Source organism: Sinomonas sp. ASV486 (assembly GCF_030908215.1).
Lineage (GTDB): Bacteria > Actinomycetota > Actinomycetes > Actinomycetales > Micrococcaceae > Sinomonas > Sinomonas puerhi.
Map to the genome: position 1 here is coordinate 285,920 of NZ_JAVFJK010000001.1, position 24,444 is coordinate 310,363.

22 protein-coding genes are annotated in these 24,444 nt (G+C 68.3%); 16 read left to right on the forward strand and 6 right to left on the reverse strand.

The genetic code is table 11. The annotated features are described in order from the left end of the window. Window positions 1-26 precede the first annotated feature (26 nt). The 14 genes from RBS60_RS01320 to RBS60_RS01385 all read left to right on the forward strand — a co-directional run bounded on the left by RBS60_RS01320 (window position 27) and on the right by RBS60_RS01385 (window position 16,432). Window positions 27-1,136: a glycosyltransferase family 4 protein gene (locus RBS60_RS01320; RefSeq protein WP_307955702.1), complete on the forward strand. Its 1,110-nt coding sequence runs from the start codon at window positions 27-29 to the stop codon at window positions 1,134-1,136. After that, window positions 1,129-2,916: an ABC transporter ATP-binding protein gene (locus RBS60_RS01325; RefSeq protein ID WP_307955703.1), complete on the forward strand. Its 1,788-nt coding sequence runs from the start codon at window positions 1,129-1,131 to the stop codon at window positions 2,914-2,916. The genes RBS60_RS01320 and RBS60_RS01325 overlap by 8 nt, the downstream gene beginning before the upstream one ends. A 371-nt stretch (window positions 2,917-3,287) precedes the next feature. Beyond that, the gene (locus RBS60_RS01330) at window positions 3,288-4,100 is read left to right on the forward strand and encodes a glycosyltransferase family 4 protein (RefSeq protein WP_307955704.1); all 813 of its coding nucleotides are present in this window, start codon (window positions 3,288-3,290) and stop codon (window positions 4,098-4,100) included. Beyond that, window positions 4,097-5,008 carry a glycosyltransferase gene (locus tag RBS60_RS01335; RefSeq protein ID WP_307955705.1) on the forward strand — a complete coding sequence of 304 codons (912 nt, stop codon included), beginning with the start codon at window positions 4,097-4,099 and terminating at the stop codon, window positions 5,006-5,008. The genes RBS60_RS01330 and RBS60_RS01335 overlap by 4 nt, the downstream gene beginning before the upstream one ends. Continuing rightward, window positions 5,005-5,907 carry a glycosyltransferase family 2 protein gene (locus tag RBS60_RS01340; RefSeq protein ID WP_307955706.1) on the forward strand — a complete coding sequence of 301 codons (903 nt, stop codon included), beginning with the start codon at window positions 5,005-5,007 and terminating at the stop codon, window positions 5,905-5,907. The genes RBS60_RS01335 and RBS60_RS01340 overlap by 4 nt, the downstream gene beginning before the upstream one ends. After that, window positions 5,904-6,908, forward strand: a complete 1,005-nt coding sequence (locus RBS60_RS01345; protein ID WP_307955707.1) for a glycosyltransferase — start codon at window positions 5,904-5,906, stop codon at window positions 6,906-6,908. Before RBS60_RS01340 ends, RBS60_RS01345 begins: the two co-directional genes overlap by 4 nt. Before the next feature lie 26 nt (window positions 6,909-6,934). Next, entirely contained in the window at window positions 6,935-7,969 is a 1,035-nt protein-coding gene (locus RBS60_RS01350) for an RNA-binding protein (RefSeq protein WP_307955708.1), read from the forward strand. After that, a complete protein-coding gene (locus RBS60_RS01355) occupies window positions 7,966-8,688 on the forward strand; it encodes an acylneuraminate cytidylyltransferase family protein (protein WP_307955709.1) in 723 nt (240 codons plus the stop codon). Before RBS60_RS01350 ends, RBS60_RS01355 begins: the two co-directional genes overlap by 4 nt. Beyond that, window positions 8,685-10,937 carry an N-acetylneuraminate synthase family protein gene (locus RBS60_RS01360; RefSeq protein WP_307955710.1) on the forward strand — a complete coding sequence of 751 codons (2,253 nt, stop codon included), beginning with the start codon at window positions 8,685-8,687 and terminating at the stop codon, window positions 10,935-10,937. The genes RBS60_RS01355 and RBS60_RS01360 overlap by 4 nt, the downstream gene beginning before the upstream one ends. Next, complete coding sequence (locus RBS60_RS01365; protein ID WP_307955711.1) at window positions 10,937-12,082, forward strand: glycosyltransferase; 1,146 nt, start codon at window positions 10,937-10,939, stop codon at window positions 12,080-12,082. The genes RBS60_RS01360 and RBS60_RS01365 overlap by 1 nt, the downstream gene beginning before the upstream one ends. Continuing rightward, window positions 12,079-13,236 (forward strand): O-antigen ligase family protein, encoded by a 1,158-nt coding sequence (locus RBS60_RS01370; RefSeq protein ID WP_307955712.1) that lies wholly within the window; start codon window positions 12,079-12,081, stop codon window positions 13,234-13,236. The genes RBS60_RS01365 and RBS60_RS01370 overlap by 4 nt, the downstream gene beginning before the upstream one ends. Then, a complete protein-coding gene (locus tag RBS60_RS01375; protein WP_307955713.1) occupies window positions 13,233-14,282 on the forward strand; it encodes a glycosyltransferase in 1,050 nt (349 codons plus the stop codon). The genes RBS60_RS01370 and RBS60_RS01375 overlap by 4 nt, the downstream gene beginning before the upstream one ends. Beyond that, the gene (locus RBS60_RS01380) at window positions 14,279-15,223 is read left to right on the forward strand and encodes a glycosyltransferase family A protein (protein ID WP_307955714.1); all 945 of its coding nucleotides are present in this window, start codon (window positions 14,279-14,281) and stop codon (window positions 15,221-15,223) included. Before RBS60_RS01375 ends, RBS60_RS01380 begins: the two co-directional genes overlap by 4 nt. An 81-nt stretch (window positions 15,224-15,304) precedes the next feature. Further along, the gene (locus RBS60_RS01385; protein WP_307955715.1) at window positions 15,305-16,432 is read left to right on the forward strand and encodes a glycosyltransferase; all 1,128 of its coding nucleotides are present in this window, start codon (window positions 15,305-15,307) and stop codon (window positions 16,430-16,432) included. Between the two features lie 38 nt (window positions 16,433-16,470). Here RBS60_RS01385 and RBS60_RS01390 read toward each other — a convergent pair whose 3' ends face one another. The 5 genes from RBS60_RS01390 to RBS60_RS01410 form a co-directional block, all read right to left on the reverse strand. Then, complete coding sequence (locus RBS60_RS01390) at window positions 16,471-17,238, reverse strand: glycosyltransferase family 2 protein (RefSeq protein WP_307955716.1); 768 nt, start codon at window positions 17,236-17,238, stop codon at window positions 16,471-16,473. A gap of 158 nt (window positions 17,239-17,396) precedes the next feature. Then, window positions 17,397-18,266, reverse strand: coding sequence for a hypothetical protein (locus RBS60_RS01395; protein ID WP_307955717.1), 870 nt, complete (start codon window positions 18,264-18,266; stop codon window positions 17,397-17,399). A gap of 54 nt (window positions 18,267-18,320) precedes the next feature. Continuing rightward, window positions 18,321-19,262 carry a nucleotidyltransferase family protein gene (locus RBS60_RS01400; protein WP_307955718.1) on the reverse strand — a complete coding sequence of 314 codons (942 nt, stop codon included), beginning with the start codon at window positions 19,260-19,262 and terminating at the stop codon, window positions 18,321-18,323. A gap of 22 nt (window positions 19,263-19,284) precedes the next feature. Beyond that, window positions 19,285-19,644, reverse strand: coding sequence for a hypothetical protein (locus RBS60_RS01405; protein ID WP_307955719.1), 360 nt, complete (start codon window positions 19,642-19,644; stop codon window positions 19,285-19,287). A 100-nt stretch (window positions 19,645-19,744) separates the two neighbouring features. Beyond that, complete coding sequence (locus tag RBS60_RS01410) at window positions 19,745-20,398, reverse strand: hypothetical protein (protein ID WP_307955720.1); 654 nt, start codon at window positions 20,396-20,398, stop codon at window positions 19,745-19,747. Between the two features lie 116 nt (window positions 20,399-20,514). On the opposite strand from RBS60_RS01410, the gene glgX reads away from it, so the two are divergent. Continuing rightward, entirely contained in the window at window positions 20,515-22,644 is a 2,130-nt protein-coding gene (gene glgX / locus RBS60_RS01415; RefSeq protein WP_307955721.1) for a glycogen debranching protein GlgX, read from the forward strand. A gap of 11 nt (window positions 22,645-22,655) precedes the next feature. Here the strand turns inward: glgX and RBS60_RS01420 are convergent, their stop codons facing one another. Further along, window positions 22,656-24,101: a protein kinase domain-containing protein gene (locus tag RBS60_RS01420; protein ID WP_307955722.1), complete on the reverse strand. Its 1,446-nt coding sequence runs from the start codon at window positions 24,099-24,101 to the stop codon at window positions 22,656-22,658. A 140-nt stretch (window positions 24,102-24,241) separates the two neighbouring features. Between RBS60_RS01420 and RBS60_RS01425 the strand changes: the two genes are divergently transcribed. Continuing rightward, the gene (locus RBS60_RS01425; RefSeq protein ID WP_307955985.1) at window positions 24,242-24,415 is read left to right on the forward strand and encodes a sigma factor-like helix-turn-helix DNA-binding protein; all 174 of its coding nucleotides are present in this window, start codon (window positions 24,242-24,244) and stop codon (window positions 24,413-24,415) included. The last annotated feature ends 29 nt before the right edge of the window (window positions 24,416-24,444 follow it).

Consider the following 24,444-nt stretch of genomic DNA (forward strand, 5'->3'; position numbering starts at 1 on the left):
GAGTGATGGGGTGAGAGGGGGCATCCGTGCGTGTACTCTTTGTGACCCCGTGGAGCGTCCACGATCCAGCGGCGTGGTCCGGTGTCATACCGAAGATGTATGCAGCCCTCGCCTCCCGGGTGACGGTTGACGCCCTGGAGACGAGCCGTGCGGGGGACGCATGGGCTGATCGGGCCGCCGCCCGCATCATCGGCTCGTTCAGCTCTCGCGCCTACTTGGTTGGGCATGCTCTCGCAACGAGCAGGCGCCGAGGCCGGTACGTGGAGCGTGAGCTGCGGAATCGTCCAGCGGATGTCGTTCTGGCCGTAGCGGCGTCGCAGGACATCGCGCTCCTGAAGGCCCCGGTACCCGTTGTGCAGATCACCGACGCCACCTTCGCGGCGATGAGCGGGTTCTACCCCCAATTCGACAATCTTCATCGCCTGTCCGCCGTGCAGGGGCGGATCATGTCGGGGAAGGCGCAGCGCCGTACGGCAGCCTTTGGAGTTGCCAGTGACTGGGCGCGGCAGTCGCTCATCGATGAGTACGGTGTGCATCCTGATACCTGCCGCGTCCTCCCGTTTGGGCCGGCTGTGGATGGGCCGTCACCCCTTGCCCGAGTCACGGGAAATGGCACCCTTCGGATCCTCGTCGTCTCGAGCGATTGGCAGCGCAAAGGCGGGGAGCATGCGGTCGAGGCTGTAGGGCGCCTTCGGGCTAAGGGTGTAGACGTATCACTGACTGTCGTCGGGAATGCCCCGCCGCTCCCACCCTGGATCACTGCGCTTGGTCGGATCGAGCGGGATAAGATGCCGGCGGTGTATGACTCGCACGATGTGCTGCTCGAGCTGGCCACGGCCAACGCAGGGGGCGTCACCATGACCGATGCTCACGCGTTCGGGCTCCCGGTTGTCGCGACGAATAGCGGCGGAACCGCCAGTATCGTGTCCCACGGCGAGACCGGCCTGCTCATTGAGCCGGGGACCGCAATGGTTGACCGGGCTGCAGACGCCTTGGCGTCCTTCGCCGATCCCATGGTCCGTGCGGGTCATTCGACGAGGGCCGCAGGTCGCCATGCGACTGTCCTGAATTGGGATGTGTGGGCCGAGGGTGTGCTTGACCTCTGCCGCACGGCCGCGGGGGACAGGCATGCTTGACAAGCTCAAGACCGTCATGGGCCTCGTGCGCAGGCCGTGGCGCGGCTGGATGGCCGCGTCAGTGGTCGGGTCGGTGATTATCGCGGGGCTCGACATGCTGGGGGTCGCGGCGATGCTCCCCCTGATGCAGGTCGTCACAGGTGCGGACCGGAAGACGGGGGCCCTCGGCTTCATCTCCTCCGCCATCGGGTCAACAGAGCCCCAGATGCTCCTCATCGCGACGGCTTCCGTTGTGGCCCTGGCGTTCATCGTCAAGAGTGCGTTCAGTATCGTATTCCGCTGGTGGCTGCTGGGGCACGCTACGGCGCTCGAGGCTGAGGCGGCCACCGAGCTGATGCGGCGCTACGTCATGGCGCCCTATGCGACCCACCGCGAGCGCAAGCTCGCCGAGGTTCACCGCAACATCTCGGGGGCCATACCCCAGACGTTCTCGCAGGTCGTGCTCGGCATATTGAGCCTCGCGGCGGACGCACTTACCCTCGTCGCGATCGGCGTCGTGCTGTTTGCCGTATCCCCGTGGGCCACGCTCCTCGCCGTCGTCCTGTTTCTTGCGATGGGCTGGGGAACCCAAGCGGGCCTCAAACACCGGTATGGCGTCATCGGCGAGACTATGGCGCAGTCCGATCTCGATGCCTGGGCTGCTCTCATGCCGGGTATCAACGGGTTCCGCGAGTCGCGGCTCGCGGCAGCGGGAAGCGTGTTCGTGAGTCGCTTTGCTCGCGCCAAGGCGGACAGGGCGAGGGCTTCGCGCGAATTGTCCCTTGTCTCTGAGCTTCCGAAATACGTGCTTGAGATCGGCCTCGTCGTCGCCATCGCCGCCGTCGCAGTGCTCCTGTTCGCCACAGGGACCCCCGACCAGGCCTTGTCCGTGATCGGCGTGTTTGCCGCGGGATCGACGCGAATCCTCCCGACCATCAACCGGCTCGTCGCAACGAGCGGCGTGATCCGCGCCGGACAGGTTGGTCTTCGCATCCTGTCCGATGAGGTGCAGTCTCTGGACCAACACCGTGACTACGAGGAGTACCCTTCCGCGGTCCGCTCCTACAGGGGAGACATCGAGCTCGATGGTGTCGAATTCAGCTTCGTGGACTCGACCGAGCCCGTCCTCCGGTCGGTGAACGTCACCATCGAGGAGGGGCAGACCACGGCGTTTGTCGGTTCCAGCGGAGCAGGGAAGAGTACCCTGCTGGATGTCATCCTTGGCCTGCTCGAACCGACCGCGGGTACGGTGCGGTGTGGTGGACGCGAGATTCGGGCCGATCTGGCCGGCTGGTACGCCGGTCTTGGCGTGGTGCCGCAGGACGTGTTCCTCCTCGACGACTCCCTCGAGAGCAATATCGCCTTCGCCGAGGACCCGAGGAGTATCGATCGCGCCCGGCTGAACCGGGCTCTGTCCATGTCCCAGCTCGACGAGCTGGTCGCGGGGCTTCCGGAGGGCCTGTCGACGCGCCTGGGTGAGCGAGGCGTTCGGATGTCGGGCGGACAGAGGCAGCGGATCGGCATTGCCCGCGCACTGTACCGTGAACCCGGCGTACTCGTACTCGATGAGGCCACCTCGGCCCTCGATAACGTCACTGAGCATCGGCTGACGGAGACGATCGATGCGCTGAGCGGGTCGATGACTATCATCATCGTTGCCCACCGGCTCTCGACGGTGCGGCATGCGGACAAGATCGTCTACATGGCGAATGGGTCGGTCGAGTCGGAGGGAACGTTCGACGCATTGGTGGAGGCAAGTCCCGGATTCAGCCAGCTGGTGGCGCTTGGGAGACTCGTTTGACCATTGTCGCGATATCGCCCCAGCTTCCGTGCGCCAATCCCAACAACGCCGGGGCCAAGTATGTCCACTTTGTCGAGCAGGCCTGGGGCACTCGGGACTGCATCTTCTACGTTCCCGACGGCGACTCCTCCCGCAGAGCAGCTCGGGGCCAGCTAGTTCCCCGTCACGACTTCGTGGGAGGTAGGCCACGACGCGAGCGGTGGGCGCATGTCCTGCGCCTTACGGTCAACGTGGTTCTGCCCATCCTTGGTCCTCCCAACTACCTAGGTGGGGTCGTCTTCAGGCGGGATGTGCGCAGAGCGATCAGCGGAGCAGTGATTGTCGACCTCCAGTGGGAAGAAGTCGGGACGATCCTTCCGTTCGTTCGCGGCATGAACCCCTCGGCCCGCATCGTGTGCACGCTGCACGACGTGCTGTCCCAGCGTTTTTCGCGCTCGCGCGACCGGGCTACGACGCCGCTGCGGCGCTTGAGGTGGGCGTGGGCGGCCATGCTTGCCCGCAGGCTTGAGCAAGCGCTGATGCGCCGGGCCGATGAGGTCGTGGTGCTCAGTGAGAAGGACCGCGGCCTCTTGCCACCCGGCCGGGCACGGGTGCATGTGGTCAATCCGCCACTCGCACCCGATGAGCCTCCGTCGGGCCGCACGCCCGAGCCTGGGACAATGCTCTTCGTTGCCGCCCTCTACCGTTGGGACAACGCCGAGGGCCTGGCTTGGTTCATCACGGAGTGCCTGCCCCTGATCAAGCGCCGTGTCCCCTCGGCCAAACTCCGGGTCGCGGGCGCAGGCGCGGGCCTCGAGCTGCGGTCGCTGGCCGCCGCACAGGGAGTCGAATTGCTCGACTTCGTCGAGGATCTGGCTCCTCTCTACGCTCAGGCGGCGGTCGTCGTCGTCCCGCTGCTTCATGGTGCCGGAACAAAGTTCAAGGTCATCGATGCGCTTGTTACGGGCGTGCCGGTCGTGACAACGAGCGTCGGTGCCGAGGGGATCGGCACCGAACTGCACTATGCCGGCGTCATGGATCAGGCCGTCGAGTTCGCTGAGCGCGTGGTTGATGTCCTCGAGAACAGCGTGCATTTCGAGCAACGTGCGCGCGAGGCACAGAATTGGGCCATGGCGCATTACGGCCGGGAACAGTTCCTAGCGTCAATGGAGCGAATCTACGCCATGGGGGAGCAGAGGGCATGAGAACAGTAGCGACGCCGGAGATCACGGTAGTCATTCCCGTGCGGAATGGAGAGGCCACGCTCCGGGAGCAGCTCTTGGCTCTCGCGAGCCAGACGGACGCCCCAGCCTTCGAGATCGTAGTCTCGGACAACGGCTCGACCGACGGCACGGCGGAGATCTGCACATCGCTTGGGAATCAGATACCGGGCCTGCGCGTCGTCGATTCAGGCGATCGGCCCGGGGTGGCCCATGCGCGCAACGAGGGGGTGAGGGCCGCCGCCGCTCCGTACGTCGTGTTCTGTGACGCCGACGACCGGGTCACCCCCGGGTGGCTCCGGTCCCTGGGAGATGCGCTGCGCAGGTACGACGCCGTCGGCGGAATGGTTGTGGTGGACGTGGCTGACGCGTCGGCCGAGCTTGGCGACATGGCCCCCAACGCCGAAGGCCTCGGATCCGTGTTCGGGCACCTACCCTACGCCGTCGGGGCAAACCTCGGCGTCCGCCGAGACGTATACCTTGCCCTAGGTGGTATGGACGAGTCATTCCCTCACGGGCATGAAGAGGTGGACTTCGCCTGGCGGCTCCAGAATGCCGGATACACGCTCGGCTGGGCACCTGATGCGCGCGTCCTGTACCGCCAGCGGACGACGAGGCGGGGCGCCTTCCGGCAGGCCCGGAACTATGGGGAGTCCTCCATCCAGCTGTGGACGAGGCACTCACAGTCCCTCCCTGTGGGGGCCGTGTCCCTGCGGATCAGTGTGCGGAACCTCGGCCGAGAACTCCTCGGTCTCCCTCGGCTCGCCAGCCAGAGGAGCGGCCTCGGGACGGCCCGGGCTCTGGGCTGGACTGCCGGGGTCCTGGCAGGTCATTTGCGGTACCGGAAGTTCGGCTCCTCGCCCGCACCGCGACTCATGGAGTCTCCCCAGTGACCTCGGTGACTGCCGTCATTCCGCACTACGGCGACCCGGCCACGGCCCTTGCGCTCGTTCGGAGTCTCCAGACTCAGAGGGGCGGCCTCCTCGCGGGGATCGTGGTGTCGGACGACGCCTCTCCGGTTCCTTTCCCGGAAACGGAAGGGGTCCACGTTGTGCGCCGGGAGCGCAACGGAGGCTTCGGATCTGCGGTGAACACCGGCATGGAACGGGTCGAGACTGAGCTGGCCCTTGTGCTCAACAGCGACCTCGAGATCGGTGCTACGTTCGTCGAGGATCTGGTCCGGGCCGCGTACCCGTGGCAGCCCGCCGTCGTGAGTCCTCATGTGGTGCGGCCAAATGGGGTGCAGGAATGGATCGGCGCCCACTTCCCGAGCCCTGCGCACCACGCCACCGAATGGCTGTCCCCCCTTGCAAGGTTCCGCGAATCCGACGCTTGGCGCGAGGGTGTGGGCATCGACTCCCGGTGCACCGAAGGCGTTGTCGTTCCGGTGGATTGGGTCAAGGGAGCAGCGATGCTTATCCCGGTCGGGCCGTTCCGCGCGGTCGGCGGATTCGACGAGGCGTACTTCATGTTCGCCGAGGAGGTGGACCTCCAGCGCCGGCTCCGAGAGGTCGGCGTGCCGAGCATCTTCGCCGGAACCGTCACCGTCACCCACGAGGGCGGCGGGTCCTCCGACCCGGAGCGCAGGCGTCACTGGCTCGTGGAATCGAGACTCAAGTACGCGGCAAAGTGGGGTGGCGAGTCGGCCCTCAAGGCCTCCCTCGCGACGGCGTCGGTGGTCAACTTCGGAGTCAACGCACTCCGACAGGTGGCCGGACGAGATGTCGACTCTGTTGCCACCCTGCGCCGTGAGCTCGGCTACCTCAAGCCAGGCCAGGAGCGCGGGCAGTGACGCGCCTCCTCCTGGTGACTCCCACATTCCACGGCTACCATCGGGGCATCGCCCGCGCGCTCGAGGAACGCGGATACGAGGTGGTTACCCATTGCTACGACGCGTTCGCCACGCTGGGGGACAAGGTTCGCAACAAGGCACTCTTCGAGTTGCCAGCACGGATCGGCATCGACAGCCATCGTGCTGCGGCAGCGTGGGCTACCAAGCGCACCCTTGAGGTCCTCAGGGAGGTGAACCCCGACCGCATTGTCGTCATCAAGGGGGACACTCTGGGCCCCGACTTCTGGGATGAGGTGGACCGCCGTGAGCTGCCACGTATCCTCTGGCTCTACGACGACCTCCACCGGCACCGCTATACCCATGACTTCCTGCGCGAGATCGGGCCCGTGGTCTCCTACGCCCGCAGCGAGGCGGACAGTCTCGTTGAGAATGGCGTCAATGCGTGCTGGGTCCCCAACGGCTTCGACCCGGACCTCGCGTCTCCACCGAGCACGCGGACTGAGGAGATCGTCTTCGTCGGCTCGCGCTACCCCAACCGGGTCAGCCTCCTGGAACGCCTGCACGACGCCGGCCTGCCAGTTCGTGCCTACGGCCGGCAATGGTCGCACCATCCGCTCGACAGGCTCCGCACCTGGGAGATCGGCCGCCCCGGCCTGCGGTCGGAACGGGACATCCCTCTCGAGCGTGCCTACACCGTGCAGGCCGAGGCGGCGGCCGCCATTAACGTGCACGGCCTCCAGGCCGGTCTCGCGATGCGCACCTTCGAGGTCCCCGGGATGGGTGGCCTCCAGCTTATTGACCGGCCGGACGTGGCCGACTTCTACGAACCCGGTGTCGAGACCCTCGTGTTCGGCTCACCCGACGAGCTCGTGGAGCTCGGCCGGCGCGCACTCCGGGACCACGTCTGGGCGGAGAGGATCCGCGAGGCCGGACGACGCCGCACTCTCGCCGAGCACACATTCGCCCACCGGATCGAGCGGTTGGACACGCTGTGGGACTGAGCGAGAGCCCGAAGGGAACCGGTCTGATGTTCCCCGAGGACCTGATCGCCTGGCGCTGGTGGCAGCGCCGGCAGAACCCGCTCCGGCTCCTTCGCAGCGCCCTTCGGCCGGACACGCCAGCGCGCCCGTGGCTCGCCGTCCGGGGGACGTCGCCCCGCCTCCTGGTTGCACTCGACGCGACCACGCCCACTCAACTCGCCTCGCTTGTCCGGCCGCTCGAGTTGCTTGGCGAGAACGTGGCCGCGGCGGTACTCGCCCCGTCGCGGCTCAACGGCGTCCTGCCGGGCGAGTGGACCTGGACGGAGGTCGATGGAGCGGCGCACTACGGCGCGGCTCGCCCGGAGGTGCTTGACGAGGTCGCGTCGGTGCTCGCCGTGGGCCATTACCTGCCCGTCGGGGCCCAAGCCGAGCAGTGGGCGCACGAACTCTCCGCCCAGCTCTTCGTGGTCCAGCACGGCCTCCTGACGCCCCACGCTCCGCCGCTCCCGCGAGGCGCCCACCTGTTCTCGTTCACCGACACCGACGCCGAGTTCGCCGCCTCTGGCCGCACCGATGTGGCGCACACGACGGTCGGCTCGCAGCTGCTCTGGGCCGCAGCACCGGGGGCCGGCACTGTGGTCTCGGACCGGCCGGTCTACCTCGGGCAGCTCCACGGCGCGGAGTTGCCGCGTGCCGGGAAGGCCCGGGCGGCCGGCGGATTCTGCCGCGAGACCGGGGCCGAGTATCGTCCGCATCCGGCGGAGACAGACCTCCTCTCCCGACTGCAGCATCGGCGCTGGGCCAGCCAGGGGATCGCGTTCGACCGCTCCGGCCTCCCCCTGGCCGGGCTCGGCCGGCCCGTCGTCTCCGCCTTCTCCACGGGCGTCCTCGAGGCCGCCGCGCGGGGCGTGCCCGCGTGGGTCCATTACCCGAGGCCACCAGTCTGGCTGTCCGAGTTCTGGGAGCGGTATGGGATGCTGCCCTGGGGAGGCGACCCCACGCCGTCGCCCGTCAGACCGGCGCCTGAGCCAGCCCAAGCGATCGCCAGCCACCTCCTCGAGACCCTAGGGGCCCGCCCATGACCATCCTCTGCGTCATCCCCGTCCGCGGAGGGTCGAAGGGCGTGCCCCGCAAGAACATCCGGAACGTAGCAGGCAAACCGCTCGTCGTCTGGACGATCGAGCAGGCACTGGCCGCGAAGGCCGGTCTCGACGTGCTCGTCTCGACCGATGATCCCGAGATCGCTGACGTCGCCCTGGCGGCAGGCGCTGATGTCCCGTTCCTGCGTCCCGCCGAGCTCGCGCAGGACACGACGGCGACCGAGCCCGTGGTCCGCCACGCGATCGACTTCCGCTCCGGGCAGGGCCGACGCCCAGACGCCGTCATGCTCCTCCAGGCCACCTCGCCGCTGCGCTTCCACGGCACGCTGGACCGCGCCGTCGAGCAGTTCGAAACGACCGGCGTCGATTCCCTCGTGGGCGTGGTCCCGCAGACCCCGTTCCTGTGGACCCTGCCGGCCGAGCCCGGGGGCCACCCGGCCGCCCAGTACACTGTTGAAAGCAGGCCGCGCCGTCAGGAGCTTGGCGAGCGGGACTTCCGGTACCGCGAGACCGGGTCCCTCTACGTGACGCGGACCCGCATCTACGAACAGTTCGACAACCGCCTCGGCGGGCGGATCGGCCTGTTCGTGATGGACGAGGGGGAAGGCGTCGACGTCGACACCGAACTGGACCTCTCGATCGCCGAACAGCAGCTAGGCCGGTTCCGTGCGGAGCTGGAGGGGGAGAACCGCGCCATATGATCATCGAGCGGAACATCACGCCGTACGTCGTCTTCTCCGAGGACCCGGTCCTCACCGCACTGCAGAAGATCACCGCAAACCAGGAGCGGATCGTCTTCTGCGTCGATGAGCACGGCATCCTCCAGGGATCCCTCTCGGACGGCGACTTCCGCCGCTGGATCGTTGAGCATCCCACCGCTGACCTCACCGCTTCCGCGCTCGCCGTCGCCAACCGATCCGTCCGCACCGCACCGCACACGACGCCTCCCGCCGAGCTCGGCGCGCACATGGGCCGCGGCGTCGCGCACCTGCCGCTCGTCGATCCGCGCGGCCACCTCAGGGCCATCGCGGTGGACCGCGCTGACGTGCTGCGCATCGGCCAGCACGAGATTGGGCCCGGGAACCCCGCGTTCCTCATCGCCGAGATCGGCAACAACCACAACGGCTCCGTGGACCTCGCCAAGCGCCTCGTCGACCTCGCGGCAAAGGCGGGCGCGGACGCCGTGAAGTTCCAGCTGCGGGACATGGACGCCCTCTACCGCCAGTCCGGCGGACTGAGCGCGGGGGAGGACCTCGGCGCCCAGTACACCCTCGACCTGCTGTCCCGGTTCTCTCTGCCCGCCGAGAAGCTCTTCGACGTCTTCGACCATGCGAGGGACCGGGGGATCGACGTCATGTGCACGCCGTGGGATTCCCCAAGCGTCCAGGCGCTCGCCGACTACGGCATCCCGGCACTCAAGATCGCCTCTGCGGACCTGACCAACCACGGACTCCTGCGCGACGCCGGATCCCGCGGCCTCCCGCTCGTCCTCTCCACTGGCATGTCACGCGAGGATGAGATCCGCGAAACCGCGGGGCTCATGCGCTCCCTCGGGGGAAGCTTCGCGATGCTGCACTGCCAGTCCACGTACCCGGCGCCGTTCAAGGACGTGAACCTCGCTTACATGGACCGCCTCGCGGAGATCGGCGGGTGCATCGTGGGCTACTCGGGGCACGAGCGCGGGTACCACGTTCCCGTCGCCGCGGTGGCGCGCGGGGCGAAGATCATCGAGAAGCACTTCACCGTGGACACGGCCATGGAGGGCAACGACCACAAGGTCTCGCTCCTCCCCGGGGAGTTCGCGGCCATGGTGGCCCGCATCCGGGAGGTCGAGGAGTCCATCGGCGAGGCCACCCCGCGCCAAGTCTCGACCGGCGAGATGATGAACCGCGTCAACCTCGCCAAGTCGCTCGTCGCGGCCCGACCTATCCCCGCGGGAACGCTCATCACCGAGGCGGACGTGGATGTGAAGAGCCCGGGCCGCGGTCTCCAGCCCAACGCGCTCCCGCGCCTGCTGGGGCGTACCCTGCGTCGCGCCCTCGGGGAGGGTGACTTCTTCTTCGAAGGCGACCTGGCCGACGTCGTGCCTACGGGGCGCGACTTCTCGTTCCGCCGCCCATGGGGCCTTCCCGTGCGCTACCACGACCACGCTGCGCTCATCGCGGACTGCACGCCGGACTTCCTCGAGTTCCACTTCTCCTACAAGGACCTCGAGATCGATGTGGACTCCGTTTTCTCAGGGGGGGCAGGGCCGCTCGACATGGGCTTCACGACACACCTCCCGGACCTGTTCGCCGGGGACTTCCTCGTAGACCTCGCCTCGCCGGACGACCAGGTGTGGGAGCGGTCGATCGCCGAGGTCCAGCGCACGATCGACATCACCCGCTCGCTCACGCGATGGTTCAAGCGCGAGGACGAGCCGATCATGGTGGTGACGATGGGCGGCTTCACGAAGGACCGCCACGTCGCACCCACAGAGCGGCCCGCCATGTACGAGCGGATCGCTAAGGCGCTTGGCCGCCTCGACACGTCCGGCGTGCGGATCGCGGCCCAGACCCTGCCTCCGTACCCCTGGCTCATGGGCGGACAACAGTTCCACAACCTCTTCCTCGATCCCCACGACACGGCGGAGTTCGCCGCCTCGACCGGCACCAAGCTGTGCCTCGACGTCTCCCACAGCAAGCTCGCGGCCAACCACCTCGGCATGCCGTTCTCCGAGGCCGTCGAGCTTCTGGCGCCGCATACGATCCACCTGCACCTCGTCGATGCCACGGGAGTTGACGGTGAGGGCGTCCAGGTTGCCGAGGGCGAGGTCGACTGGGCGGCGCTCTCCGATCAGCTCGACCGGCTCGCGCCCGGCGTGAGCTTCATCCCCGAGATCTGGCAGGGCCACGTCAACTCCGGCGAAGGCTTCTGGACTGCGCTCGACCGGCTCGAGGCGTGGTTCTGATGGCTGGCGATTCGACGGTGCACGACGGCGCTGCCTCGCGTTCCGCGGCCCCGCTCGCCCCTCCCATCGCCCTCTGGGCCGTCCCCGTTCCCGAGCTCGGGGGCGTGGCGAGGCATGTGCTCGACACGGCGGCCGTGGGGCTGCCCGGCTGGCGGCTCGTGGTCCTGTGCCCGGAGGGCGCTCTGGCGGAGAAATTGAGGGAGGCTGGCGCCGCCGTCATCACGGGCCCGTTCGGGCCTGCCGCCGGGTTCGCCGCGTCGGTGCGCACGCTGCGCCGGAACATCCGTGCGCTACGGCCCGCAGTGGTCCACGCACATCTCGCGTACGCGGATGTCATCAGTGCCGTCGCGACGATCGGCACCGGCGCGAAGTACGTGACCACCGAGCACGGCATCGCCGGCGAGGATGCCGTGTACCACGGCTCCGCCTGGAAATCGCGGCTCATGGCCGCCGTCCACTCACTGCGCCTGCGCCGGGCCTCCGGCGTCATCGCCGTGTCCGAGGCGACCAAGCGCGCGATGCTCGCCAAGTGGCGGCCGCGGCAGGCCGTCGTCGTGATTCCCAACGGTGTGGACGTCGAGGAGGTGCGGGCCCGACTGCGGGAAACCGCGCCGGCCGGTGCGGCTGCTGCGGGCTCCGCGTCGGTTGGGCACGGCCCGCGGGTCCTCTCGCTGTCGCGACTCTCCGGAGAGAAGCGGATCCCTGAGCTCCTGGCCGCATTCGCGGAGCTGCGACGCGCCCACCCCGACGCGACGCTGACGGTCGCGGGGGAGGGGCCCGATCGTGCGGACCTCGAAGCCCGCGCGCGCGAGCTCGGTCTTGAGAGCGTGGTCTCCTTCCCCGGATTCGTGGACGCCGGCGCGGCAATGGGCGCCGCCGACGTCGTGGTGCAGCTCTCAGTGTGGGAGAACTGCTCGTACACCCTGCTCGATGCCGTGGCGGCGGGTCTGGGAGTCGTCGCGACGCCGGTGGGCGGCAATCCCGAAATCCTGCCCGAGAGGTGTCTCGTCGCTGCCGAACATTCCGCAGCGGTTGCCGCGGCAATTGCCTTGCAGGCCGACGCGGACAAGCGTCCTGAGTCGGTGTGGGTCACTCGCGCCGAGATGGCCTGGCGTACAGTCGGCGTTTATGAGGAGGCGATGTGATCGCCTCCTCGGGGCAGCGCAGCGGCTTTGGCCTCCACGACCTCTTGGTGGTTCTGGCGTCGGCGTGTCTGGTCCTGGACGGGATCCACTTCCCGGGCACACCGTTCCCTGCCAGCACGGTCTCGGCAGCGTTCCTCGTCTTCCTCGCCTACTTCAAGGTTCCTAGAGGCGTGAAGCGGCCCCGATGGTTCGTCGTCTGGCTTATCGCCCTCGTCGCGTGGCTGGGACTCGCCTCGGCGATGAACTCGGGACTTGCCGCAGTGGACGTCAAGAGATTCCTCAACATCAGCCTGTGGGCCATGGTTGCAGTGACAGTTTCCTCGGGCAGGCTGTCCTGGCGGCGGATCGGAGTGGGGCTCGCGCTCGGGGTCTCCTTCGCCGTTGCGTGGGGTGTCGCGACGATCGGTTCCAGCAGTTACGCAGGCCGCTTGACTGGCGTGCTCGGCGATCCCAACTCTGCTGGCCTCATCGTCCTGACCTTCACCTGCCTGGCGATTCCCCAGCTCCAGAGCCGCCGTACCCAGGTTGTACTCGCGGCCGTGGCGCTGGTCGGTATCGTGGCGACTCTGTCCCGCACCACGTGGCTCGCCACGGCATGCGTGGTTGTGTGGATCCTCGCTGGGAAGCACATCAGCAGGTGGGTTGGTTTCGCGGCCGTGGGAGGGCTCGTCTGGTGGTCGACGAGTATCGGCGACGCCGTGCTCGCCACCTCCCAGTTCAGCGACCGTTCGGGCAGCGACGCTCTCCGAGGAAGGATCCTCGCCAGCGAGCAGATTCTAGTGGGCACGAACCCGCTGATCGGGCACGGCCTCGGATCCGCCCATGTCCAGGTCGATGGGTTGACCTTCTTCTTCCACAGCTCCTACATGTCACTGCGGCAGGAAGGTGGGTGGATCGCCTTGATCATCTACCTGATCTTCATCATCGCGGTGTTCTTCGCGGTAACCTCGCTGCCCAAGCAAAGCCGGAGCGGGTGGGCCGAGGCCGCGCTGATCGGCGTGGCCATCTGTGCGGTCAACCTCGGAGAAGTCTTCCTCACGGTCCCCGCGGCGCTCGCACTGGGATTCGCCGCGACTCAGCTCGGGATGCGTCGGCTGGAGATGAGTCCCGCCCCCACACGTCGCGCGGGCCAAGGGAGGCTCAGGTCGGCATGACCAGCGTCCAGAAGATCTACATCGCCACGAATAACGGAGATATCGGCGGCGGCGAGGTCATGCTGCTCGGGCTCGCCGCGACGCTGGGCTCGCTGGGCTTCGCCGTGACCGTGGTCGGCCCGCGGTCGCCGATCGGTGTCCTGGAGGCTGCCCAGGAGCGTGGGTTCGCGGTGATCTCCCTCGACGCCAGCGAGCGGATTGCCTACATGCGCTCACTACGCGCGTGGCGCAAAGATCAGCCCGATGGCGTGCTCTGGTGCAACGGGCTCGTTCCGGCCGCCGCCACGGCTGGACTGAGGAACCGCGTGGTCCACCTGCATCAGATGCCCTCGCTTCTCCAGAGGCCGATGGCTCTCGCCGCGCGCATCGGGGCTCTTGCAACGCTGGTGCCGTCCCGGACGATGGCACGGGGTGTGGCACGATCGACGGTTCTCCACAACTGGTCTCCGGCGCTCGAAAGGGTAGCGATTCCGCGCGGGAGCGGTCCCGTTCGCCTGGGATTCCTGGGACGACCGTCGGAGGCGAAGGGGATTCATATCCTCGCAGACGCGTTCGATGCGCTGCGGCGGCAGGAGCCGGACAAGTATCGCCTGCGCGTCGCCGGGGAACCCCGATTCGTGGACGCCCGGGAACGGGCATTCGTCGAATCCCGGATGCGCTCGCTCGGCACCTCCGCCGACCGTCTCGGTTGGATGCCTGCCGATGAATTCTTCGGCACGATCGATATCTTGATCGTCCCGTCCGTTGTCGAAGAGTCGTTCGGACTCGTTGCCACTGAGGCCATGTCTGCCCGCGTGCCCGTGATCGTCAGCGACGCCGGTGCGCTCCCCGAGGTGGTGGGTCCTGACCATCCGTGGATCGCCCGAGCAGGTGACGGCGAGGATCTTGTCCGCGCTGTGAAGGAGGCCGTCGCGGCGCTGCCAGCTGACGATGTTGTGGAGAGGGCCCACGAGCGCTGGAAGCGGCAGTTCTCGCCAGAGGCCGGCAGGGAGCGGCTTCGGGACCTCCTTGACCAACTCGGCCTCAGTCCCGAGGGACCCCAGTGACGACGCCGGCCGCGACCATCGTTGTTCCCACGCGCGGCGGCTCTCGGCGCCTGCCGGTTCTCCTGCGTTCGCTGGAAGCCCAGGACACCGACGACTTCGAGGTGATTGTCGTGGTCGACGGCGACATCGACGGCACCGCCGACCTCGTGGCGGAATGGGCTCAGCGTCTCCCAGTCAGGTCGCTCGTGTTCCCCGAGAACCGAGGCCGGGCCGCCGCGCTCAATGCCGGCGCAGACTCTGCCCGCGGTGACCTTCTCATCCGCTCGGACGACGACCTCGAACCCGGCCCCGGCTTGGTGAGCGGGCACTTGGCGAGACACCGCAACGCGACCGAGCCGATCGGCGTCGTCGGCCTGACCACCAATCAGTACCCGGATTCGCCGTTCGCGCGGGCCTATGGACGTGCCGCCGACCGGAGATTCCTTGACGATGCCCTAGGCCTCCCCGCAGACCGGACGTGGCGGCTCTGGGCCGCCAATGTCTCCGTGCAAGCCCAAGTGCATGCAAGGCTCGGAGGCTACGACGCGCGTTATCGCCGTTACGGCTGGGAGGACGTCGACTTCGGCTACCGCCTGCGCCAGGCGGGGATCCCTGTGCTCGTGGCGCCCGAGGTCATGGCGGTACACCACGGGGCGTCGACGACCACAGCAGTGCGCGCCCTCCGCGCACTGCACTCCGGCGCCGCAAGGGAGACGTTCGTCGAAATCCACGGCGACCTAGCGCTCCCGGACGCTCCTGGGGGGAGGGGGCTGTGGGACCGGCTTGTCGGAGCTGGGGCCGCTGTCGCCACCGAGCGCACCTTGCGTGCCTACGGTCCGGCGGTCGACGCCGCGGCCCGCGTTCTACCGCCTCGGATCGCAGAGAAACTCGTGGCCCTCGGAGTCGAGTCGGCGGGTCTGGCGGGCGTCCGCTATCCCGACCGGGCTCGCTCGCGTTTTTGACGACGCATTCCGCCACCGTTCGTGACCTTCCTGTAACCTAGCAGGGCCCCACCCGAACCACTTGCGCCAAGGAGGCCACGCGTGACTGACGAACCAGTGGTCGCCATCGCGCACGACTACCTCACGCAGCGTGGCGGGGCCGAGCGGGTGGTCCTCGCGATGCACCGGGCCTTCCCCGAGGCGACGATCTACACGACGCTGTACGACCCGCAGGGCACCTACCCCGAGTTCCGGGACGCTGACATCGTCACCTCACCGCTCAACCGGATCGGTGCGTTCCGACGTGACCACAGGCTCGCGCTGCCGGTGCTCGCGCCAGCGGCCCGCGCGATGAAGATCCCCGCCGACGTCGTCGTCACCTCCACGAGCGGCTGGGCCCACGGATTCTCCACCGAGGGGCTCGTCTACGCGTACTGCCACTCCCCGGCCCGGTGGCTCTACCTCACGGAGCAGTACCTCGGCGGCTCGTCCCTGCGTTCTCCACAGGGCCTCGCGCTGGCCGCGCTCCGGCCCTTCCTGCGCTTCTGGGACCAGCGGGCGGCCGCGCGGCCCCATGTCTACGTGGCGAACTCGACGGTGGTCCAGGAGCGAATCCGCGATGTGTACGGCCGGGATGCGGACGTCTTCTTCCCCCCGCACAGCGTTGACACCAACGGTGTCCGCCAGCCGATCCCTGGCCTCGAGGAGTTCGTCGGGGAGGGTGGCCACTACCTCACGGTCTCCCGGCTCCTTCCGTACAAGAACGTCGATCAGGCCATCGAGGCCTTCCGCGACCTCGACGAGCGACTGCTCATCATCGGCGCCGGACCGCTCGCCGACTCGCTTCGGCGCACGATGCCGCCCAACGTCCGCATCGCTTCCCACCTCCCCGATGCCCAGATGCGCTGGGCCTACTCCGCGGCCAAGGCGGTCATCGCCCCCAGCTATGAGGATTTCGGCATCACGCCCCTTGAAGGCGCCGCTTGGGGAAAGCCGACGATCGCCCTGCGGGCCGGGGGATACCTCGACACGATTGTGGACGGCGTCACCGGGCGCTTCATCGAGTCGCCGACGGCGCAGGACATCCGCGCAGCCGTCGTGGGCTTTGCCACGGAGGAGTGGGACGCGGAGAAGATCCGCGCCCATGCGGACACCTTTGCCGAGGCACGGTTCCGCGACCGGTTGCGGGCCGAGGTCTCCGCGTTGACCGAAACGGCACGCTCAAGGTGAGGCTCCAGCATCGCGCCCCAAGCGATGGGGCGCGGTGCTTAGGCTTCCTTGGTCCAAAGAGGGTTCTCGATGAGCTCCCGTTCACCATGGACACTGCCGAAGTTCAGGCTCCTCGAGCCGGCGACGTATTCGTGCCATCGCGCTTGCCGCTCCTCTTCGGCTACGGAAGCATGCTCGCGCCAATGGCTGCCTTCCTCCTGCGGCGTGCCCTCAGACACCTCGAGTGCGGCCGCTCCAGACAGAACCTTCGCGCAGTACTGTTCGTAACTGCGATAGGGCAGGTGATCAATCCGCAGCGACACCTCGACCGTTCCGGGGTGAGTCACCGCATGATTGCCAGGACCGATCCAGACCCACGATTGCGCCTTGAACGCCGACTTGAGCATCGGCCCGGGCCGGTGCTCCACCTGAAGGTACTGGTCGGACGATGGATCGATTCTCCCCGTTCCCTCAGCCGGAAATGCGTCGAACATCTGGGCTCTCACGACGCCACTCGCCGAGCACCGCAAATGGTCCGCGAGAGTTCCTGACGGTGCCGTCCATATTTCGTCAGCGTCGAAAGGGACAATCCAGTCGGCGCCAGCGGTGAAGGCAAGTCGCGCAATGTACGACATGGAGCGGGCCTGATGGAACGCCTTGCTCATCTTCCGTCCGACATGTATTCGCCGGTCGCGCGCAGCGAGGTCATTCAGTATGCCGAGCGTTCCATCCGTGGAGTCATGGTCTACCGCGATGACCCCGGTCACGCCTTCACTGAGGAAGTGCTTGACGACCGGCTCAATGATGTCGGATTCGTTGTGGACCATGGTGATGGCCCAGACAGAGCCCGGAAGGCGTCGGGAACGCGGAAGGCCCGGGACGGAAATCGACCGTTCGACCTGTCGTTGGAGCGGCGTGAGCCTAGCAAGATGATCCCGAATATTTCCCACGAGAAGACCCTATCTGATACCTCGACCGTGAAGATCTAGCGGTAATCCGTCAGTACCGGCTTCACCCGGTCGTCGAACAGGAGACGGTCTTGGTATTTGAGGCACAGGGGCTGAAGCACGTCTCCAAGCAGTTCGGTCCATCGGATCGGGTATCCCGCTGCCGGGTTGTAGAAGTCACTGCCGGGAGATTCGGCAAGCGCGCCAGCGAAGTACTCCATGCGGCTGTGCATCTCCCTATACCACTCGGAGGTGAGCGAGGTGCTCGGGCGGACGATGAATGCGCTTGGACCGAACACCGCGCGGTAATGGCGCTTGATGTCCTTGCCTAGGTAGCGAGGGAGATCGGGCACGTAATTTGACGTGACTTCGCGGTAGCCGACCGCCCAGGTTTCGGTCTGGTCTGCGATCGCTTGGAAGGACGCTGTCCACGACGATGTTGGCCTCTTGATGTCCGAGTAGCCGCCGCCATGATGGTGCATGAAGTAGGTCCGGAGATAATCCGAACGGTGGCCGTCGGACAGCAGGGAATACGCCGGGTGAAGCGGATGCCCGTCGACCAGGAACTCATTCACCGTCTCGTCGGTGACGAGCACGAGCGGGACATCCAGCTCTGACTCCAGGGCCCGGAGAGAGGCAAGGCGGCGCTTGGACATCGGACGCGGTCCGAGCCAGAAGGAGTAGACGAGCGAAGGGACGGAGCGGTTATTGCTTGCGATGACATCGGGCCTCGCAAGGAAGGTGTGGCGGTAGCGGTCCGGATCGTAGTGGAACGGGGACCGTTCCTCGGCGGCTTTCCAGCGCACGTCGTTGATGTGCTCGGCGGTGTCCCGGAGCCAGAACCCGAGGCGCTTGCTGGCAACGAAGGCGGCGTGCTTGAACTGACGCGCCGCCCAGAGAGGATCCATGCTCGATTTATAGCGGCTCGACGCCGCAGATGCACAGCATGACGCCCGAGCCGCTCAGCCGGCGTCGTGCGTGGAGGGCGCGGCCCCGCCGCGGCGACCGGCCGCCGCACGCAGCACGTCCCCAGCCCGGGCGCCGAGCTCTCGTGCCACATCCGCCACGCCCGGCTCTCGCCGGAGCTGCATGCGGAGATGGTCCCGGTTCACGACGACGAGCGAACGCAGCAGCCCGGCACGCTCCCCGGCGGTCCGGGACGCTTTCCACCTTGCCCGGAACAGCTCTACGCGCGTCCCGCCGCGGCCCATGACCTCCCACACGTCGTGCTCGGGGTGGGCGGCCCAGTCGTCGAGGTGCCCTGTCGCGGCCGCGAAGCTCACGTGTGCCTCCGCGATCCCCGCGGCGGCTTCGAGCCCATCCCACTCGGCGGGAGTGAGAACGGAGCGGAGGTGCGCTACGTCCGCAGCTCCGCGGTGCGGGTCCCTCGCCGCGTGCAGAACAATGATGAGGGCCTGGTGGCGCCGCGCAGGCACGCGGCACGGCCACTCCGCGATACGGAGGGTCCGGTGCTCGTCCCACAGCCTTTCGAAGAACGCCTCGGCGGGGATCCCCACACCGGGAAACGCGCGGTGCACGTCCACGTATCCCCACTGGTCATGCCACAGGGTCATCGCGTGGTGGAACACTGACCCGGTCTCGAAGGTCGTCACCGTCCGCCAGCCGCGCCCGATGAGAGCCCGGACGAGGGCATCGACGTGGGCAGGGCGCACGAGCACATCGACGTCCGTGCTCGCCCGGTCCGGCTCGTAGAGCGAGGGCTCGGTGGCGTACCCCTTGATGTGCACGAGGTCCACGCTCGCCTCCACGGCGAGGGACTCGATGAGGGCGTGGGCGAGGCGCACCCGGTCCTCGAGCGGGAGGTCAACAAGCGGCAGTTCCTCCACGCCCGCCTTGGCCCCGCTCGTCCCGTCCACAGCCCCCATCATTCTGGGTCCGAGCATGAATGCCAAACTCCCGAACGTCCTACGGCCGCCCGTTGACCGTGGCGATGAGGATCGGGCCCCAGTCGCCGAACGCCAGGACGGACTGCGTGGCCGGCACGCCGCTCTCGCTCACCGGGAGCACTGGGCGGCTCGTGAAGAACCGGTGGAGGCGGTGGTGGGCCTGCGAGGTGATCCGGATGCCGCGCCCGAGGGTGCCGTCAGAGCCGCGCGCCCCGCGCTGCCAGTCGATCATGGTGTACTCGGCGGACGTCCCGTCGTCCAGCGGCCGCGAGAGGATAACGGTCTGCTGATCGGGTGAGATGGCGCGGACGTTGAACGGCTGCCGGCCAGCGTCATAGAAGGTCACCTTGTCGCCCAGGGCAAGGAGCCGATAGGTCATCGCGGGCCTCCTGTCCCCGTGGGTCCCCGCGCCCAGCCTAAGCACTCATGGGCCGAGCGTGGAGGCCCCGCGCGAACCTCGCCGGACTATGACGGAGAGATCAGCGGCACTGGCCCGGTGGAACCTTGATCCCGGTCTGCTCTGCGGCGGCGCACAGCTGCGCCCGCGCATCGAGCGGAAGCTGGCCCCAAGGAGCCGAGGTGTCAGGGGCCTGGGGCGCCGGAGCAACGGCCGGTTCGCGATCCCGGGCGGGCTCGGCGGCCGCCGGCGCTGCTGCAGCAGGCGCTGCGACGGCAGGGGCCTCCGCAGGCGAGGGCTCGGCGGACGCCGTGGGTAATGGATCTGGGGAGGGCGGCGCGGGCTTGATGTCTGCGGGCGTCGGAAGCGGCCGCACGGGTCCCAGCGGGGGCGCCGGACGCACGACGGCGGGCGGCTGCGATGCGCCGGCCGCTGCCCGCGGCGCTGGGGTCGCCACCGTTGCGGACTGGTGCCCGTCGATCACGAGGGCTACGGCCGAGGTGCCGAGTGCAGCGAGGGCGAGCGCGGCAGCGACGGCGAGCGGCGCCGTCGTGCGCCGCGTGCCGGCGATGATGGCAAGAGGCGTCGCGGCGAGCACCACCAGCCCGGCGACCGCGGCCGCGGCGGGCGAGAGCAGGAACAGAACGAGCAGGAGCGTCGCGACGCACGCGATGCCGAGCCACATCCATGTCCTGCGGGGCGGGGGCGCATCCACCTCGTAGAAATTCAAGTCCATCGGCGCCTCTCCTCTCGCGAGGGCCTCCGATCCCACGGTAACCGTGCAGGCGGGAGCAGCCAAGGTCAGGAGAAGAAGTTCACCCACTTGTCGGAGGCGTCCGCTAGGGTCGGCCCATGGACGCGAACACGCAGGGCGCCTTCTGGGGCGCACGCCCCACTGATGCCGGCACGGACTTTGCCCTCGCCACGGCCGCCGAGGCCGAGCGTGTGGAGGTGTGCCTCGTCGACCCTGAGACCAAGGAGCAGCGGTGCGTCGACCTGGCGCGCGTCGACGGCCCCGACGGCCAGGCGACCCGATGGGAGGGGACCGTGGACGGCGTGGCCCCAGGCGCGCACTACGGCTACCGCGTCCACGGCCCGTGGGAGCCTGATAAGGGGCTGCGGTTCAATCCCGCGAAACTCCTCCTCGACCCCTATGCGCGGGCCGTGTCCGGCTCCTACGAGTGGGGCCAGGAGATGCATGCCTACGTGTTCGGCGACCCGGAGCGCATGGACGAGTCCGACTCGCTGGGCCACAGCATGCTCGCCGTGGTGTGCGAGCACGTCAAGTACGACTGGGAGGGCGACACGCCCCCGCGCCGCCCCTACAACGAGACAGTCGTGTACGAGGCGCACGTCAAGGGCCTCACCCAGCTCCACCCCGAAGTGCCCGAGCACGAGCGCGGAACGTACCGCGGCGCGGCACATCCCGCCGTCGTGAACCACCTCAAGGAACTGGGAGTCACGGCGCTCGAGCTGCTCCCAGTCCACCAGTTCATCGAAGACTCCACCCTCGCGGACAAGGGGCTCTCCAACTACTGGGGCTACAACACCATCGGGTTCTTCGCCCCGCACAGCGCCTACTCGTCGAGCGGCGACCACGGGCAGCAGATCGCCGAGTTCAAGGACCTGGTCAAGGCATACCACCGTGCCGGCATCGAGGTGATCCTCGACGTGGTCTACAACCACACGGCGGAGGGCAACCACCTCGGCCCCCAGCTGAGCTTCCGCGGCATCGACAACGCCGCCTACTACCACCTCGTGCCGGGGGACGAATTCCACTACATGGACTACACGGGCACGGGGAACTCCGTCAACGCCGGAAACCCGCTCGCGCTCGACCTCATCATCGACTCCCTGCGGTACTGGGTCACGGAGATGCACGTGGATGGGTTCCGGTTCGACCTGGCTTCAACCTTGGCCCGTGAGGACGGCGCTGTCGACATGGTCTCGCCGTTCTTCGAACTCCTCGCCTCCGATCCCGTGCTCTCCAGGGTCAAGCTCATCGCGGAACCGTGGGATGTCGGGCCGGACGGGTACCAGGTGGGCAACTTCCCGCCGCAGTGGGTCGAGTGGAACGGCAAGTTCCGCGACTGCGTGCGCGACTTCTGGCGCGGCGAACCGGGCACCCTCCGCGAGCTCGCAACCAGACTGGCAGGCTCCGCCGACCTCTACGAGGCCGAGGGGCGGCGCCCCTCCGCGTCCGTCAACTTCATCGTGGCTCACGACGGCTTCACCCTGCGGGATCTGGTCTCCTACAACGAGAAGCACAACGAGGCCAACGGCGAGGACGGCCGCGACGGCGCCGACGACAACCGCTCGTGGAACTGCGGCACCGAGGGGCCCACCGACGATCCTCACATCCTCGAGCTCCGGGCGCGCCAGCAGCGGAACCTGCTGCTCACCCTCGTGCTTGCCCAGGGGGTGCCGATGATGGCACACGGGGACGAGCTCGGGCGGACGCAGCAGGGCAACAACAATGTCTACTGCCAGGACAACGAGCTCTCATGGATCGACTGGGACCACGCGGACTCTGAGCTCGTCGACTTCACCCGCAGCCTGACGAAGCTGCGCGAAGACCACCCAGTGTTCCGCCGGCGCAGGTTCTTCGACGGCACCCCCGTTGCTCCCGCCGAGGGCGACCCGCTCCCGGACATCGTGTGGCTCGACGCCGACGGCAGCACCATGGGCCCGGACGATTGGGACCAGGACTGGGCCAAGTCCCTCGCGTTCTTCCTCAACGGCGGCGCCGTTCCCGGCAACGGCAGGCACGGCGCCAATGGCGACTCGGACTTCCTCGTGATCCTCAACGCCGCCGAGAACGACGTCGACTATCACCTTCCCGCGGGCCCGTTCCCGGAGAAGTGGGCCACCGCGCTGACAACGTGCGAGGCCCGGCTCGTGGGGGAGGCCGCGGCCGGCGGCGAGGTGTTCACCGTCCCGGCCCGCAGCGCCGTCGTGCTCATGGCCGAGCGGGAGGGGTAGGGGAGCGGTGCTCAGCCGGCGCTGGGCACGCCCGCGAGCGGCTCGCCGTCGAGTTGGTCCGCGAAGCCGGCCGCGGTCGCCTCGAGCGCCGTCCGCCGCAGCACGAGTAAGTCCATGACCACGCCGCCGAGCTCCCGCAGCGTCTCCGTCTCGGCGGGGGAGAGGGTGCGCGGTGCACGGTCCAGGATGCACAGGGTGCCGATGTTGGCCCCTCCGGGGGTCTTGAGCGGCACGGACGCGTAGAACCGCACGCCCAAGGCTCCGCGGACGAGCGCGTTGCCCGCGGTGCGGGAGTCCGCGGCGGCGTCCGGTACCACCCAGACGTCGTCCTGCAGCACGGCGGAGGCGCACAGCCCCGGCTCCCGCGCTACCTCGTCCGCGTCGATCCCATGCGCCGAGAGGAACCAGATCCTCTCGGCGTCCACGATGCTCACGGCCGCCATCGGCGCGCCGAGGATGCGCGAGGTGAGGCGCGTGACGCGGTCGAACGGGCTGCCCGGCTCGGCAGGCGCGGCGTAGGTCCGGACCTCCTCCAGGCGCAGTTCCTCCTCAGCGGCCGCCAGCTCCGGTAGGGGCACCACGAGGGCGCCGAGTGCGGCCATCCGGTACAGCGCGGCCGCCGCGTCCGCGGCGCTGGGCCGGGCCTCGGGGTCCATCGCCGTCATCCCCGCCAGCAGGTTCCGCCACAGCGGGTCGAGTTCCTCGGGGATGGGCGCCGGCTGCGTGAGCCGCCGCACGGCGCTCTCGAGGGGCGGCCCGGGGAATGCGAGCTCGCCCGTGAGGCACTGCAGCAGCACGAGGCCGAGCGAATAGACGTCGCTCGCCGCGCCGATCGTCTGCCCGCGCACCTGCTCCGGGCTCAGGTACGCGGGGGTCCCGGACACGGCGTCCTGGAGCGTGAGGTCGGAGTCGGACACCCACGCGATGCCGAAGTCGGTGAGCTTCGCGTGCGCCCTCGCGGACTCGCCGCCCGCGCCTAGCAGGAGCACGTTCGCCGGCTTGATGTCCCGGTGCACCACGCCCTTGCCGTGGATGTAGGCGAGGGCCTCGCATAGGTCCTGGCCGATCTCGGCTACGTCGGAGGCGCCCAGCCCGTCGCCCGCCTTGAGCCGGGTGCGCAGGTCCGCGCCCGTGATGAGCTCCATGACGAGGAACACCCGGGGTACGCCAGTCGCGGTCCGCTCGGTCCCGGCGTCGAGCAGCGTCACGAGCCCGGGATGGCTCAGCCGTGCGAGCAGCTTCATCTCGGCGTCGCTGCGCCGCAGCTCGGACTCGTCCATGTCGCCGGAGTGTGGCAGCTTGACCGCCACCTCGCGGTCGAGGACCCGATCGTGCGCGCGGTGGACCTCCGCCGTCGAGCCCCGTCCCACAACATCCAGGAGCCGGTACCGCCCCGCCACCAGATCCTGGCCACGGTTCCCATCGCCACCGCTCGCATCGCAGTCCAGTTCCGCCACCCCAACTCGCTTTCAGTCCACAGACGGACAGCGGAAGGAAGCCTGGGTTGGCAGCCAAACGGCCCGGTTGCCGCGGGATTACCCCGCCCGCGCGCGTGCCAAACCGCCGTGCAGCGCCCTAGTGGACGCTCGCGGGCTCGATCTGGAGCACCCGGACGGCGCGTGCCTTCTCGGAGGGCGAGGAGATGAGCCAGATCGAGATCGCCGCGGTGCTCGGCGTGAGCCAGATGCAGGTCTCCCGGCTCCTGCGCCGGGTCCTGGCCCGCGTGCGGCGCCGGGCGGCCGAGGCCGCGGCCTGCGAGTCCGCCGCCTGAGGTCCGCGACCGAGGCCCCTGATCGCGGC

Bases quoted from the DNA above. Each gene is read 5' to 3' on its own strand.
- RBS60_RS01350 (WP_307955708.1), top strand. From the start codon at position 6,935: ATGTTCCCCGAGGACCTGATCGCCTGGCGCTGGTGGCAGCGCCGGCAG.
- RBS60_RS01360 (WP_307955710.1), top strand. From the start codon at position 8,685: ATGATCATCGAGCGGAACATCACGCCGTACGTCGTCTTCTCCGAGGAC.
- RBS60_RS01375 (WP_307955713.1), top strand. From the start codon at position 13,233: ATGACCAGCGTCCAGAAGATCTACATCGCCACGAATAACGGAGATATC.
- RBS60_RS01355 (WP_307955709.1), top strand. From the start codon at position 7,966: ATGACCATCCTCTGCGTCATCCCCGTCCGCGGAGGGTCGAAGGGCGTG.
- RBS60_RS01325 (WP_307955703.1), top strand. From the start codon at position 1,129: ATGCTTGACAAGCTCAAGACCGTCATGGGCCTCGTGCGCAGGCCGTGG.
- RBS60_RS01405 (WP_307955719.1), bottom strand. From the start codon at position 19,644: ATGACCTATCGGCTCCTTGCCCTGGGCGACAAGGTGACCTTCTATGAC.
- RBS60_RS01395 (WP_307955717.1), bottom strand. From the start codon at position 18,266: ATGGATCCTCTCTGGGCGGCGCGTCAGTTCAAGCACGCCGCCTTCGTT.
- RBS60_RS01400 (WP_307955718.1), bottom strand. From the start codon at position 19,262: ATGCTCGGACCCAGAATGATGGGGGCTGTGGACGGGACGAGCGGGGCC.
- RBS60_RS01335 (WP_307955705.1), top strand. From the start codon at position 4,097: ATGAGAACAGTAGCGACGCCGGAGATCACGGTAGTCATTCCCGTGCGG.
- RBS60_RS01330 (WP_307955704.1), top strand. From the start codon at position 3,288: ATGAACCCCTCGGCCCGCATCGTGTGCACGCTGCACGACGTGCTGTCC.
- RBS60_RS01365 (WP_307955711.1), top strand. From the start codon at position 10,937: ATGGCTGGCGATTCGACGGTGCACGACGGCGCTGCCTCGCGTTCCGCG.
- RBS60_RS01390 (WP_307955716.1), bottom strand. From the start codon at position 17,238: ATGGTCCACAACGAATCCGACATCATTGAGCCGGTCGTCAAGCACTTC.
- RBS60_RS01410 (WP_307955720.1), bottom strand. From the start codon at position 20,398: ATGGACTTGAATTTCTACGAGGTGGATGCGCCCCCGCCCCGCAGGACA.
- glgX (WP_307955721.1), top strand. From the start codon at position 20,515: ATGGACGCGAACACGCAGGGCGCCTTCTGGGGCGCACGCCCCACTGAT.